This is a genomic window from Nitrosospira sp. NpAV, from assembly GCF_000832065.1.
Classification (GTDB): domain Bacteria; phylum Pseudomonadota; class Gammaproteobacteria; order Burkholderiales; family Nitrosomonadaceae; genus Nitrosospira.
Window position 1 is genome coordinate 1 of the sequence record NZ_JXQM01000031.1, and the last position, 13,310, is coordinate 13,310.

Genomic DNA, 13,310 nt, shown 5'->3' on the forward strand with positions numbered 1-13,310 from the left:
CGACTACCTGCGCAACTGGTCCCTGCGGCTCGATCTGCACATTATCCTCAAAACCATCATGGTGGTCTTCAGAGATCGGGACGTGTACTGAGCTCAGCCAAAGCGAGTCTCCCGGCCCTGGTCTTATCCCTAGCCGATCACGTTCTTCCGCATGGAGACCGGAACTTTCGGAATCTCCCGCCCGCAGTTGTTCCTTGCTTTTTCAAGACTCTTATCTATAGTAAGTAGCAGACGCTGATTCGGAGTTGCCGAATTACCGTGACAATGAGTCAGCAACTTGGCGGATCATCTTTACGAGGAGAACCGATCATGGAAGGATTTACACAAGCCAACCTGTTTGAGCTCAGCCGGGGCGCCATTCACGTCACCTACTCAACCACGAGCATTCTGGGAGGCCCGATTTTGAATTATCACGATAATCAGATCAGCCGCTCTTTCCGGGGCGAAGAAATTCGCATCCTGGATACCGAGGCGGGTCAATTGATTACGGTGACACTGGAAGCCATTCCAGATCTGAGAACCGTCACTTTTTCCCTGATTCTGTCTACCGTTACGGTAATGCCCCAGTCCACGGGAACGCGCATCAGCGTCCCCGGAATCACGACCACAGCACCCACGACGATTGCGGGACCGCCCCCTGGTCCACAGCAACTTTATTCCATTGTCAGGCTGAGAGGGACGGCCCAGTTTATCGTGTCTTAAGGGATCTCTGAATGAATCCTTCGTGGAACGCGTTACGGCAAAATCGGGATGATCACGAGGATGCGACGCAGGTTATCGTCTGACTCATGACATCATGGGATACAGCACGGTGAGCACCCGATCTTACCGCTCTATTTTCCAGCTGAGAAAGGAAGCGGCGCGCGCCCGCGGGTTCCGTTAAGTAATTAGAATTTCATGAGGAGGTGATCCAATGCCAACCAAAAACCCCGTGACGCGGCCGACTGCAAAGTCGATAGCTTCATATGTGAAGAAGCATGCCCCTAAGGTGGAAGAAACCCAGGGGCATCATCATGCGGCATCCGAGACCATCCGCGAGGCGGATTACGAAGGCCACCATATCGTCGTTCGCACGACCTATCGGATAGAAGTCGATGGCACGCCGGTCACTGGACATATGGGGGTCACCGACGATGGAAACGTTCATTATCACCCGATACCGAATATGAGTTTCGCTTCCGCACTCGACATGGTCAAGCAACTGATCGATGTCTTTCCTGACGATTTTACTGCTGCCAAGAACAAGCCTGTTGCACATGGCGGTCATACGGCCAAAACCAAGCTTCGTACCAAATCGGCATCGTCGTCGGCCCCCACCAAAAAAACCGGCAAGAAAACCCATGCTGGTCATAATCATAAGCCTGGATAATCCATTAGGACGCGAGATGATGGCGAGCAGATTGCGAGGCGGTTTTACGAGCTGGGAAAAGCCTATAGCTTGGTCTATAAACGCCGGACAAGCGGAAAAGGCCGCAAGTCAGCCGCCACCGCCAGCACTCAGGTAGGCCGGAGAACCGCCTAATGAGCTGCCTAATGGATCATCTGTAATAAGTAGACACAGGAGAATGTCATGGCCATACGAGAAAACATCCTGACCAGCGCGACCGCGCGCGACAAGTATATTCAGGGCGTAAAATTATTGAAGAATGAATTCCCTGGACCCACGACTTCAGACCTGGGCATCAGTGGCCCCTCCCAGCCAGTCAGCACTTATGATCTGTTTGTGGTTTGGCATCATGTGGCGATGACAACATTTACTCCGCCCACGCAGGGCGACCGGAACGCCGCCCACCGCGGTCCGGTATTTCTTCCATGGCACCGCTTTATGCTGCTGCAACTGGAAATGAATCTCCAGCGCGTGCTCGGCAATGATTTGACCTTTGGATTGCCGTACTGGGACTGGGCGCAAGATGGTCAATTATCACCCGCTCGTCAACAAAGCGCGCAGATCTGGGCCGGCAACTGCATGGGGGGCACCGGGGCACCGGTAACCACCGGTCCGTTCGCGTTCGATCCCGCCAATCCAGATTCCTGGCGCATTCGTATTGCCGTAAGCGGTGCGACCGGGCAGCTGGTTCAGGTAAACCGGGGTCTGCGCCGGCAATTGGGTACCCAAACGGCCCGCTTGCCGAGGAAAGCCCACACGGCTACTGCAGTCAGTCAGCCTGTTTATGACGCGGCTCCCTGGAGTACCGCTTCTCCCGGCTTTCGCAATCTCGTCGAAGGCTGGCAAAGCCAGCCGCAGATTCCGCCTCCGAGCCTGCATAACCGTGTCCATGTGTTCGTTGGGGGAGACATGTCGCCTTCCACCTCTCCCAATGATCCTGTGTTTTATCTTAATCACTGCAATGTAGATCGCATTTGGGAGCGCTGGATGCAGCCCCCGCCGGGCGGCCACGGCCGTGTTTATGTGCCGGTGCAATCCGCGCCCGCCAGCCTGCGGGGCCACCGGCTCGACGACACCTTGAATTCCCTGTTGTCCGGCACGGCTACTCCGGCGGAAATGCTGGATATCAGTGAATTCTATACCTATGACTCATTGAACGTGTGAAGCCGGATAAAGAAGCGGCAAGCATCTAGGTCGCTTTACGAAAAGTCAGATTGATCCGATAACCGCCCGTTAAATGATGATTTCCTTCCTTGAGCGGCAGGACCCCGTGATAGCGCAGCCTTGCGGGTCCACCCCATACCATGACGTCGCCATGCATCAATGGCACGCGTACCGATTTGTCTTCCCGTCGCAAACCACCCCATAAAAAAACCGCCGGAAGCCCCAGTGAAACGGAGACAATAGGCGCATCCAAGCCGCGCTCGTCCTTATCCTGATGCAGCGACAACCGGGCTCCCGGCTCATAGCGATTGATGAGGCACGCGTCGGGTTCGAAACCCTCGAATTCCCCGCTTGCCGCGGCGTCTCGCGCCAGTTTCAGGAACACATCCGGCATGCGTGGCCAGGGCTTGCCGCTTTCCGGGTCTATCGCATCGTAGCGGTAACCGTTGCGATCCGACACCCATCCGTAGGCACCACAGTTGAGCATCGCAACCGACATGCGGAAACCGCCCGGCGTGATCAGATGGCGAAATGGCGCTTCGCTGGTGACGCCAAGCAGCGCCGCGAAGACAGCTGCTTCATCCTGCACCGCGAAACCATGCAGCACCACCGCACCCGGGCATAATTGCTCGCGCCATGCCTGCTGTTGCTCTCGTTCTTCGAATTCGAACAGATCCGGTGTCATGCGTTCATCCTTTTCAAGCTGCATCGTGAAAAATGAGACCTGCCGTATGACGATGGCCCGAGCGCAGGCGGCTCACGCCATGCCGCAGGTTGACCCGGAATATGCCACGTGCACCCTGCACCGGACGGTGATGGACGGCAAACGCTACCGCATCACCCTGTGTGAGCGGAACAACTTCGGCGCGCGACTGCATGCGCGGCCGCTGCTCGGTCACCACAAACTCGCCACCCGTAAAATCCCGGCCCGGCTCGGACAGTAAAATGGTGATCTGAATCGGAAAAATGTGTTCGCCGTATAAATCCTGATGCAGGCAATTATAGTCCCCCGCTCCATATTGCAATAGTAATGGCGTGGGACGAAGCTGGCCCGCAGCATGACATCGCTTGATGAAATCGATATGCTTCGCCGGATAGCGCACGTCAATTCCCATCGCTTCGTTCCAGCGGTTGGCAATCGGCACCAGCCGCGGATATATCAGCGTCCGCAGTTCGGCAACGATGCCGGGTAGTGGATAGCGGAAATACTTGTACTCGCCGCGGCCAAAGCCATGGCGCTCCATCACGACCCGGCTGCGGAAAATGTCATCCATCGCATACAGCCCGGCCAGCGTGCCGCATTCTTCGGCGGTGATGAGATTTTCGATCACCGCGCATCCGTGCGCATCCAGATCGTCCGATATCCGCTTCCAGTCGAGGACTTTTACCCGGCGGGAAAAATCCCTGGCTGGAATCATCGCAACCGCCTCGTTGATGAGCGTATTCATGCCTGTGCCACCCCTTCCGCCTCCTTTTCCAGCAGCGCACGCTTGCGTTCCACACCCCAGCGATAGCCGGATAGGGCGCCATCGTGCCGTACTACGCGATGGCACGGAATGGCAACCGCCAATGCATTCGTGGCACACGCCTGCGCCACCGCACGCATCGCCTTGGGTGAGCCGATACGCTTGGCAATATCGGTATAGCTCGCGGTTTCACCCACCGGGATTTCGCGCAGCACCTGCCATACACGTTGCTGAAACGTGGTGCCGCGAATATCCAGCGGCAGGTCCAGACCGATGTCCGGCGCTTCGATAAAACCCACTACGTTGGCAACCAGCTGTTCGAAATCACCGTCACCGCCAATCAGGTTGGCGTGGGGAAAGCTGTCCTGCAGGTCCCGTGCCAACTTGCCGGGGTCATCGCCCAGAAAAATGGCGCAGATGCCCCGCTCGCTTTGCGCCACGAGTATCGATCCGAGCGAACATTCACCGATGGCAAAACGGATTTCCGCGTCGGCACCGCCGGCGCGGTAGCGGCTGGGCGTCATGCCCAGAATCTTGTTCGATTTCTCATAGAAGCGGCTGTTGGAACTATAGCCGGCGTCGAAAATGGCATCGGTCACCGTACCGTCAGCGCCACCATAACCAAGTTCATGACGCACCCGCTTCTCGCGCTGCGCCGCCGCGTATTGTTTTGGCGTCAATCCGGTGATCTGCCTGAACACCCGGTGAAAATGATAGGGGCTTGCCCCTACATACCTTGCTAGGTCCTCCAGACCCGGCGCGGTTTCCGATGTTTCGATGATACGGCATGCCTGCGTGACCTTGGCTGCATATTGCTCAAGCAGCGAAGGCCGGTCCGGTTGGCAGCGCTTGCAAGGCCGGAAACCGGCCTTCTCGGCTTCCTCGCGCGTGGTGTAGAAGCCGATATTCTCGGGTCGTGCCAGGCGGGCCGCGCATGAAGGGCGGCAATAAACTCCAGTGGTTTTGACCGCATAATAAAAGCTGCCATCAGCTTCCGGATTGCGCGCGGCGACCGAAGCCCAGCGAGGATCGTTGACGGTACTGGCGGCGAGCTGCGCCTTTTTCGCTGATAGATTCATGATGTGCTCCTTCAGAGTGTGCATAATGGATAACAGTTCCTACTTTACCCACGCCGGCAAACTGCCGCACTCCGAGTCTTGCTTTCAAATTCTATTTCTGCCGACCGTCTTGCACGTTTCCGTGAAACACCCACCGTCCGACCCGCTCCGCTTCAGCCCATGAGAACCGCCTGCTCCTTCATGCGACATCCAGAACCACCCGATATCGCGCCTTGCCTGCCGCAAGATGTTCGATCGCATCATTGACCTTGCTCAACGGAAAATGCTCGACCTGCGGCGCAATATGGTGACGCGCCGCGAAATCCAGCATGGCCGAGATAGCCGCAGGTCCGCCGGTTGGGGATCCTGAAATGCTTTTCTGGCTCATGATCAGATCGAAGGCGGCAATTGGCATCGGCTCCAGCACCGCCCCGACGACGTGCATGCGGCCATTCGGTTTCAGCGTCTTGAGCAGCGTGCTCCAATCGAGTGGAGTATTCACGGTGATAAGCAGAAAATCGAGCGAATTGGCCGCCTTGAGAATTTCAGCGTTGTCGCGGCTCGATACAACACGATGCGCCCCCAATCCCCGCAGCTCTTCAGTCTTCGACATGCTGGACGTGAAGGCCGTCACCTCGCAACCCCAGGCATTGGCGAATTTAAGGGCAAGGTGGCCCAGACCGCCGATGCCCACAATTCCCACGCGATCCGTCGGCTTCACACCATACGCAAGCAACGGGGCAAACACCGTGATCCCGCCGCAAAGCAACGGGCCCGCGGAGGAAATATCGAGCGCGTCGGGCAGAGGAATCACCCACACCCAATGCGCTCTCAGCCTGTCGGCAAAACCGCCGTGATGCCCGATGATGGTCGCCCCCACTTCCGGACAAAGATTGTGATTGCCGGTCATGCACTCATGGCAGTGCATGCAGCTAGCGGCGCTCCACCCGATGCCGACGCACTGCCCGATGTGCAATCCTTTGACATGGTCACCCGCCGCGGCGATCCGTCCCACCGCCTCGTGTCCCAGTATGACCGGATATCGGGACAAGCCCCAGTCGTTGTTGAGAATCGAAAGATCGGAATGGCAAAGACCGCAATACTCGACGGCGACCTCCACCTCCTCCGGACCCAACGGCCCGGCATCGTAGGTGAATGGCTCCAGCTTCTGTTTTGCGCCATGCGCAGCCCATCCGTGAATCTCGCTCATGATAATCCTCCGTTTGCAAGGGTAATAATTGCCGCCCACGTTGAGCATGTCCGACGCCAGATCGGACATGCGGCGTGAACCGCGCCAAAGCCGCTGATATCCCGGCTCCATCATCAAGCATCCTACTGCGGCCGATCTAGGGCCAGTTGAAATAATTGATAAGCGGAAACCATCGGTAGCCTATCAGAAATAGCTTGCACTATCACCGGTCTGGGCATTCCGCCTTGGCCTCCGTATCTTGCGGTACCTGACCCGTTACCAAAATCTCGCAGACATTCTTCCGGCAAGGACGGAAGCCCCCTTCAAGCGCATGTTGCCATCCGGGCATCTTACATTTCTATTGAAACCGTGGAAATCAGATTGCTCTCATAGGATTATCGGGTGGGCAAGTGATATCATTCACTCGCTGGTTGCTCAACCTTGCCGATCCTGCGGCTCTCCTGCCGTACCACATGCCGGCCGGGTTGCGCACATAGGATCGATACGCACGGGAACCTGATTCAAAACAAAAAAAATGTGCCTCTATACGGCCTTTAGTAGGATGGGGAGCAAAGCGCAGCCCATCATCGGGCTATTTTCACACGCTACCAAGCGGCGATGCACCGGGATCCGGTCATGGTTGACGGGTCGTCTTGCGCAGATCCGATAGGGACGCCATGTTTAGCCATTCCACATAATCTCTGGTATCTAAAGATCGCCGTTTTATGACAGATACGAAATCACGGGCCGATAGCTATCAACTTGCCATTGACCCCCTCTCGTTAATCGACGAAGATTGGGCGCGGTTGATAAAGCTTATCCTGGTATCTGTGGCGCACTCCCTCGTTGCCCGGCTACAAGAAGAAAAAATAATGGAGTCTGTTGCTGCGGTTTTTTGGACGAAAGAACAAGATGCTGTTTGATCGCGTCAAATCCCTGGATCACATACTGGAGTCAGCCAAAACGAAAGGACTCAAACGCCAACTGGGGGCGTTTGATCTCACCATGCTGGGTATCGGAGCCATCATCGGCACGGGTATCTTTGTGCTGACCTCCGTCGCGGCCGAGAAGGCGGGTCCCGGCATGATGTATTCTTTTGTCATAGCCGGATTAATTTGTGCATTGGCGGCCCTGGTATATTCCGAGATCGCCGCCATCGTGCCGGTGGCAGGATCGGCCTATACCTACTCTTACGCGGTATTTGGCGAGCTGATCGCCTGGATGGTAGGCTGGGCGCTTATTCTGGAGTATGCGGTCGCGGCGGCAGCCGTAGCTGTCGGCTGGTCCGGGTACATTAACGGCTTTCTGCATGAGATCGGCTATGGCCTACCCTTGACCCTGACTGCCGGGCCGCGCGACACCATTGTCCTGGCGGATGGCACAACCTCCGCCGGTGGCTTCAATCTGCTGGCATTTCTGGTCTCACTTTTCGTCACTTTCCTCCTGATCATCGGCACCGCAAAAAGTGCCAGATTCACTACCGTCCTGGTGATTGTCAAGATCATCGCGCTCACCGCATTTATCGTTCTGGCCCTGCCGGCTGTCAATGCAATCAACTTCGAGCCCATGCTGCCCAATGGCTGGGGTACCCCGGCTTCTGGAGTCGGAGTGCTGGGCGCGGCCGCTTCCATCTTTTTTGCCTACATCGGCTTCGATGCGGTATCGACCGCGGCCGAAGAAACCCGTAATCCCAACCGTAATGTACCGATTGGACTGATAGGATCATTGGGTATCTGCACGATTTTTTATCTGATCGTCGCCTATGCGGCGGTGGGTGCTGTCGGTGCCCAGCCTGGGGGTGAGCTATCGCAATCCAAGGAACCTTTGGCCTTCGTGCTGCGTGCAGTGGGTTACCCCGTTATTGGCAACTGGGTGGCTTCCGCCGCCATTATTGCCCTCCCCTCGGTGGTTCTAATGATGATTTACGGGCAAACCCGTGTCTTGTTCACCATGTCGCGTGATGGCCTCATGCCCGAGTCCTTCTCGAATATCCATGCGCGTTTTCACACGCCGTATGTCGTTACCCTGATCACGGGGACGGCCGTGGCCTTGTTCGCGGCGATGTTCCCTGTCGCCATGCTTGCCGATGTATCGAACTCCGGCACTCTGTTCGCATTCTTCATGGTCGCCCTGAGCGTGATGGCGCTGCGCCGCCGCGAGCCCGATCGCCATCGCCCCTTCAGGACGCCCGCGCTTTGGGCCGTGGGTCCGTTGGCCGTGGGTGGATGCCTTCTGCTGTTCATCAGCCTGGGTTGGGAAACGATACGATTGTTCCTCTACTGGGCTGCGGCCGGTCTGGTCATCTATTTCAGTTATGCCCGCAAACGTAGTCTCATTGGAAAAGAGCACGCGGATGGCTGATTCGGCGATCATCTTTAAGCCGGACAGACTACCCGGCGAGATAAGTAATTTTTCCACGCCTCATCACAACAATTCCAAGCTGATCCGATCAAATAAAATCAGCCCTGCAAATGCCGCCGCGTGAATCCATCCCCCGCACGGCCGACGACAAGCACAGCAAGCGTGTTGGCGGGATCGGGGTCGGCAGAAAACGGCATGAGCTTCGCTAAATCATATTGCAGGTTGTCTAGTCCCTGTTCCGTACTATGAAGCAGGCTTATGCGCACGGACCCGATCCCGCTCGCGCTGGTGACGCCAAAAAAGCGGTCCTCCGCCGTTTGTCCCGCAAACAGACCATCACCCAATGCGGATGGACCAATTATCCCAAGCAGGTTATGCGCCGTATCGAAGGCTTCAAAGAGTATGCTATCGAAACCTTTTCGAACGTTGGCAAGGCCGAGGTCAGTCCAGATCAGGCCCGCATGGTTGGGCAATGCACCGAGTAATGCCGTGCTGAAAGTAAATGTTATGCTGGAAACGCCATTGAAATACCATGTATGGCCCGATGCTCCGGAACCATTTGGTGGACTCCGGTCTGCATTGATCCAGTCGCCCCGGCTGGCGGAGCGTGATGCCACCCCATGCGGCGCGAGACCATCCGAAACATTGGACAGGCAATCCTCCGGGTGCTCAAGTTCAAAATAATCAAATAAAGCACGCGCGGACGGACTGCCGGCAAACGAACTATAGGGAACAGGATCGATTAATGTAGCATTGGCCGCCAACGGTTCCGGCAGTAGTGCCACCACCGACAACGCCGTACTTAAGCTCTTCATATCATCTTATTCTTATAAGTTTAACGTCGGCGAAAAGAGAAAATAGTAATCGTTCAAACCAATCCAACCCGGATGCTTCACAAATTCACCTGATAATTGCGCAGGAGATTGTTTCGTAGGGATATCTTGTGGAAGAGTGATATAGTTATTCATACGCTCGACTGAGTAAAATTTCTCTACGAAACAAAAACCAGCAAGGACACGCGTCAATCCATGGAACATCCGAGCCAACAACAATGAGTACTATGTTACCGGGTAGATTTTTTTTCACCATCGGACCAAAGTACAGCGTTGGGGCTGCGCTCGCCAGATTCAGGGAAAATCCGGGTGAGGATTTAGCGGGAAGTTATCGGCAGCATTCGTAAACGTACTATTTGGAAAGGTCGATCTGCAGCCAGCATGCGTTCCGGAGTGCGTCTTCGCCAGTCAAGGAGATTGGAGTCGCACGGAGGAAATACCGCGTATCCGGGCAGTGGGGGAGATACTGAAAATGAGGTTATAACCCTATTAAAGAAAAGGACTTTCTCCTTAAAAATATCACGGCGGCATTGAACTCATATACGGATCGAGGGGTCGTATAGATCTTGAGACTGAGAAGCTCGTCTCTTTGCTGGATTGGGTCTTCGTAATTCCACAAGGGACGGCGGCATATAATCGTAGGGTTAGCTGTCGACAGTAGGCGAATTGATACAGTCTCAAGAGAGATTTTTTTGCTTTCGACCAACTTTTATGGAGGATTTATGAAAAATAGCACGCTCATGCTCGCGGTTGCCTTGGTTGCTCCCATGTTTGTATCCGTAGCCCAGGCAGCCGCTCCCAACGATGCGCAAATTGCCGCCATTGTCGTGGCCGCCAATCAGGTCGATATCGATGCCGGCAAACTGGCCGAATCCAAGGCATCCAATGCGGATGTCAAGGCATTCGCTCATCGCATGGTCACGGATCACGCCGATGTGAACAAACAGGCGGTGGAACTTGTAACCAAGTTGAAAGTGACACCCCAAGATAATCCAACCAGCGAGAGCCTGAAGTCGGGTGGCGTAAAAAATATCGCGAATCTCAAGAAACTGAGCGGTGCTGAATTCGATAAGGCCTATATCGATCATGAGGTCGCCTATCATGAGCAGGTACTCGATGCGGTCGACAAGACACTTATCCCCAATGCCAAGAATGAAGAGTTGAAAGCGCTACTGGTCAAGGTGCGGCCTGCATTTGTCGCCCATACCGAACACGCCAAGCAGGTAAAAGCATCACTTGGCAAGTAGAAGCCAGCCAAAACCTTGTCTGATCAACTCTCCTCGACGAGCCCCTGGGTAGCCGGGGGGAGTTATATGAGCCGCTAGACTCTCGTCTACAAGACTCACCTGGAATTCACCGCCCGGTTGCGCCGCCGTCTTGCGGCGGCATGTTTGATCCGTCCTTTGTCTTGAGGCGCCTGACCGAAGTCCAAGCCTCAATCAAGGTGCCATCGTCACGAAGTGCTCCGAGAATGCCGGTCCCCACCATTCGCCCGCTCCAGCGCCTGTTACAAACACTACAGGAAGAGAACAAGCGAGTGATTGCCGTACTCCCTCCGCTCCTAAAGAAAATACTGGCGCTGCCGATAATAAGTCTTGTAGACAACTTACTATCGGAATCCACATGCACAGCACTTACAATGTATGGCTTGTGTTGCTCTCGTTGGTTGTGGCCACGTTCGCATCCTATACGGCGCTCGATCTGTCCGGCCGTATTTCTCTAATGACACGATTCAGGCTTCGCCAAGCGTGGCTCGCCGGTGGTGCAGTGGCAATGGGCATTGGTATCTGGTCGATGCATTTCATCGGGATGCTCGCCCATTCGCTACCGATCCCGCTCGGCTATGATTTGGCAACTACCAGCTACTCACTCGCGGTCGCCATACTACTCTCCTATTTCGTGCTGTATATCGTCACGCGAGCGAAACTGGCACTTTTGCATCTCATTACCGGCGGCACCCTGATGGGCGTTGGTATCGCCTGCATGCATTACACCGGCATGGCCGCCCTGCGGATACAACCTGGCATCCGCTACGAACCCGCATTATTCGTTCTCTCGATTGTCATTGCCATCGCCGCAGCCACCGCGGCGTTGTGGCTTGCGCAAAAGCTTCGTGACGAAGGTCAAAGCCACATGGCTGCCCAACGCATCGGTGCAGCTTTCGTCATGGGCATCGCGATTTGCGGTATGCACTATACTGGGATGGCTGCCGCACATTTCCCGCTCAATTCCGTGAGTACCGCAGCCAACGACATCAATTCTGAATGGCTCGCCACTACGATCATCGTGTTCACGTTTGCGATCCTGATCGTCACGCTCGTATTGTCGCGCTTCGATGCGATATCTCGTCTCAGCGGCCAGGTCGTCCGCCTGGCGACGTTCGACACGTTGACGGAACTGCCCAACCGCCGGGCGCTTATGGAGCAGATCGAACGCGCGATTCACGCATCCCGGCACCGCCAAAACATATTTGCTATTCTCTTCATGGATCTCGACGGGTTCAAGGTCATCAATGACTCGCTTGGGCACTCGGTCGGCGATGAAGTCTTGAAAGCATTCGGCCAGAGGTTGCTGCACTGCGTGCGCGGCGGCGATACTGTTGCCCGGTTGGGCGGTGACGAATTCGTGGTGTTGCTCGAAAACCTTGCGTCACCGGACGATGCCTCGGCAATAGCGGAAAGCATCCTCAACCGCATGCGCCAAGGCGCATGGGCCGATAACCAGCCATTGCAGGTGATGCCGAGCATCGGCATCTCTCTTTTTCCGCAAGACGGTGATACCGTCGAAATGCTGCTGCAGCATGCAGACGCTGCAATGTATGAATCAAAACGTGACGGACGCAGCATGTACCGGTTCTACGAAGCAAGCATGAATGCAGCGGCTACCCGCACTTTACAGATTCAACAGGCCTTGCAGGAAGCGTTCGGAGCCGGCTATTTTTCCCTGCACTTCCAGCCAAAATTCCGTGGCAACAATGGCGAGCTGGCAGGTGCGGAAGCGCTGCTCCGCCTGCATCATCCGGAGTTGGGCCTCGTGCCCCCGATGGAGTTCATCCCGATCGCCGAACGCTCCGGGCAGATCGTCCAGATAGGCTATTGGGTCATGCGTGAAACATGCCGCAAAATGCGTCATTGGCTTGAAAACGATCTGCCGGCGATCAAGGTGGCAATCAATTTGTCGCCCCGGCAATTGATGCAATCCAATCTGGTCGCAACGATGCTCGATATCGTCCGGACCGAACAAATCCCATGCGAACAAATCATGTTCGAAATCACCGAGACCGTGGCGATGCAGGATGCCCCCACAACCATCAAAGTGATCCACGAGTTCCAGGCGAACGGCTTTGATATCGCCATCGACGATTTCGGGACCGGCTATTCAAGCCTTGCCTATCTGCAACGTTTTCGCGCCAAGCAATTGAAGATAGACCGTTTCTTCACCAATGGCCTGGATGAATATGGTCATGAAGGCAGCGCCATCGTCTCCGCCATCATTAAACTTGCCCATACGCTTGAGATGGACGTAGTGGCCGAAGGCGTTGAAACGGATTCGCAGCTCATGAAATTGAAGGGCATGATGTGTGATGAAATGCAGGGGTTTCTGCTGGGAAAACCTATCACATCAGAGGCGTTTGGTGCGCTGCTACAGCGAGCCGCATCCCATAACAAAAGAATACCGAAGCTTCAGGAGCATCGCCCTATAGCTGAGCCCGTCCCGACATCTTGTGCTCGATTGACCACCGAGCTCCCTGGATAGCTGGGGGACTTATATGAACCTCCGCTAGACTCTTACTGTCTATAGAGACTTGCCTGGAAGAAAATAGATCCATATTCGGGACGATAATTACATTTC

At 55.4% G+C, this 13,310-nt stretch carries 13 protein-coding genes; 7 read left to right on the forward strand and 6 right to left on the reverse strand.

The window, feature by feature from the left end; genetic code table 11:
* Positions 1 to 309 precede the first annotated feature (309 nt).
* The 3 genes from SQ11_RS16580 to SQ11_RS14525 all read left to right on the forward strand — a co-directional run bounded on the left by SQ11_RS16580 (position 310) and on the right by SQ11_RS14525 (position 2,551).
* Positions 310 to 702 (forward strand): hypothetical protein, encoded by a 393-nt coding sequence (locus tag SQ11_RS16580; protein ID WP_052494287.1) that lies wholly within the window; start codon positions 310 to 312, stop codon positions 700 to 702.
* A 211-nt stretch (positions 703 to 913) separates the two neighbouring features.
* The gene (locus SQ11_RS16585) at positions 914 to 1,369 is read left to right on the forward strand and encodes a hypothetical protein (RefSeq protein ID WP_052494288.1); all 456 of its coding nucleotides are present in this window, start codon (positions 914 to 916) and stop codon (positions 1,367 to 1,369) included.
* A 201-nt stretch (positions 1,370 to 1,570) separates the two neighbouring features.
* A complete protein-coding gene (locus tag SQ11_RS14525; protein WP_041514913.1) occupies positions 1,571 to 2,551 on the forward strand; it encodes a tyrosinase family protein in 981 nt (326 codons plus the stop codon).
* A 25-nt stretch (positions 2,552 to 2,576) separates the two neighbouring features.
* On the opposite strand, the gene alkB is transcribed toward SQ11_RS14525, so the two are convergent.
* The 4 genes from alkB to SQ11_RS14545 all read right to left on the reverse strand — a co-directional run bounded on the left by alkB (position 2,577) and on the right by SQ11_RS14545 (position 6,399).
* Positions 2,577 to 3,236: a DNA oxidative demethylase AlkB gene (gene alkB / locus SQ11_RS14530; protein ID WP_041514930.1), complete on the reverse strand. Its 660-nt coding sequence runs from the start codon at positions 3,234 to 3,236 to the stop codon at positions 2,577 to 2,579.
* Positions 3,237 to 3,249: 13 nt separating this feature from the next.
* Positions 3,250 to 3,999, reverse strand: a complete 750-nt coding sequence (locus SQ11_RS14535) for a 2OG-Fe(II) oxygenase (protein ID WP_041514914.1) — start codon at positions 3,997 to 3,999, stop codon at positions 3,250 to 3,252.
* Positions 3,996 to 5,096 carry a bifunctional DNA-binding transcriptional regulator/O6-methylguanine-DNA methyltransferase Ada gene (gene ada / locus SQ11_RS14540; protein ID WP_041514915.1) on the reverse strand — a complete coding sequence of 367 codons (1,101 nt, stop codon included), beginning with the start codon at positions 5,094 to 5,096 and terminating at the stop codon, positions 3,996 to 3,998. The genes SQ11_RS14535 and ada overlap by 4 nt, the downstream gene beginning before the upstream one ends.
* 178 nt (positions 5,097 to 5,274) lie before the next feature.
* A complete protein-coding gene (locus SQ11_RS14545) occupies positions 5,275 to 6,399 on the reverse strand; it encodes an NAD(P)-dependent alcohol dehydrogenase (protein ID WP_232298022.1) in 1,125 nt (374 codons plus the stop codon).
* A 590-nt stretch (positions 6,400 to 6,989) separates the two neighbouring features.
* Between SQ11_RS14545 and SQ11_RS14550 the strand changes: the two genes are divergently transcribed.
* Entirely contained in the window at positions 6,990 to 7,187 is a 198-nt protein-coding gene (locus tag SQ11_RS14550) for a hypothetical protein (RefSeq protein WP_041514916.1), read from the forward strand.
* On the forward strand, positions 7,177 to 8,625 hold the full coding sequence (locus SQ11_RS14555) for an amino acid permease (protein WP_041514917.1): 1,449 nt from the start codon (positions 7,177 to 7,179) through the stop codon (positions 8,623 to 8,625). Before SQ11_RS14550 ends, SQ11_RS14555 begins: the two co-directional genes overlap by 11 nt.
* A gap of 98 nt (positions 8,626 to 8,723) precedes the next feature.
* On the opposite strand, the gene SQ11_RS16590 is transcribed toward SQ11_RS14555, so the two are convergent.
* On the reverse strand, positions 8,724 to 9,440 hold the full coding sequence (locus SQ11_RS16590) for a hypothetical protein (protein ID WP_156972525.1): 717 nt from the start codon (positions 9,438 to 9,440) through the stop codon (positions 8,724 to 8,726).
* A 740-nt stretch (positions 9,441 to 10,180) separates the two neighbouring features.
* Here SQ11_RS16590 and SQ11_RS14565 point away from each other — a divergent pair.
* Positions 10,181 to 10,705 (forward strand): DUF4142 domain-containing protein, encoded by a 525-nt coding sequence (locus SQ11_RS14565; protein WP_041514918.1) that lies wholly within the window; start codon positions 10,181 to 10,183, stop codon positions 10,703 to 10,705.
* A gap of 106 nt (positions 10,706 to 10,811) precedes the next feature.
* On the opposite strand, the gene SQ11_RS18115 is transcribed toward SQ11_RS14565, so the two are convergent.
* Positions 10,812 to 10,946: a hypothetical protein gene (locus tag SQ11_RS18115; protein WP_269746058.1), complete on the reverse strand. Its 135-nt coding sequence runs from the start codon at positions 10,944 to 10,946 to the stop codon at positions 10,812 to 10,814.
* 135 nt (positions 10,947 to 11,081) lie between these two features.
* Between SQ11_RS18115 and SQ11_RS14570 the strand changes: the two genes are divergently transcribed.
* Positions 11,082 to 13,214, forward strand: a complete 2,133-nt coding sequence (locus SQ11_RS14570; protein WP_052494290.1) for a bifunctional diguanylate cyclase/phosphodiesterase — start codon at positions 11,082 to 11,084, stop codon at positions 13,212 to 13,214.
* Positions 13,215 to 13,310 lie beyond the last annotated feature (96 nt).

Coding starts and splice junctions, on each gene's coding strand:
- SQ11_RS14555 (WP_041514917.1), top strand. CDS start 7,177: ATGCTGTTTGATCGCGTCAAATCCCTGGATCACATACTGGAGTCAGCC.
- alkB (WP_041514930.1), bottom strand. CDS start 3,236: ATGACACCGGATCTGTTCGAATTCGAAGAACGAGAGCAACAGCAGGCA.
- SQ11_RS16590 (WP_156972525.1), bottom strand. CDS start 9,440: ATGAAGAGCTTAAGTACGGCGTTGTCGGTGGTGGCACTACTGCCGGAA.
- SQ11_RS18115 (WP_269746058.1), bottom strand. CDS start 10,946: ATGGTGGGGACCGGCATTCTCGGAGCACTTCGTGACGATGGCACCTTG.
- SQ11_RS14535 (WP_041514914.1), bottom strand. CDS start 3,999: ATGAATACGCTCATCAACGAGGCGGTTGCGATGATTCCAGCCAGGGAT.
- SQ11_RS16580 (WP_052494287.1), top strand. CDS start 310: ATGGAAGGATTTACACAAGCCAACCTGTTTGAGCTCAGCCGGGGCGCC.
- ada (WP_041514915.1), bottom strand. CDS start 5,096: ATGAATCTATCAGCGAAAAAGGCGCAGCTCGCCGCCAGTACCGTCAAC.
- SQ11_RS14565 (WP_041514918.1), top strand. CDS start 10,181: ATGAAAAATAGCACGCTCATGCTCGCGGTTGCCTTGGTTGCTCCCATG.
- SQ11_RS14545 (WP_232298022.1), bottom strand. CDS start 6,399: ATGATGGAGCCGGGATATCAGCGGCTTTGGCGCGGTTCACGCCGCATG.
- SQ11_RS14570 (WP_052494290.1), top strand. CDS start 11,082: ATGCACAGCACTTACAATGTATGGCTTGTGTTGCTCTCGTTGGTTGTG.
- SQ11_RS16585 (WP_052494288.1), top strand. CDS start 914: ATGCCAACCAAAAACCCCGTGACGCGGCCGACTGCAAAGTCGATAGCT.
- SQ11_RS14525 (WP_041514913.1), top strand. CDS start 1,571: ATGGCCATACGAGAAAACATCCTGACCAGCGCGACCGCGCGCGACAAG.
- SQ11_RS14550 (WP_041514916.1), top strand. CDS start 6,990: ATGACAGATACGAAATCACGGGCCGATAGCTATCAACTTGCCATTGAC.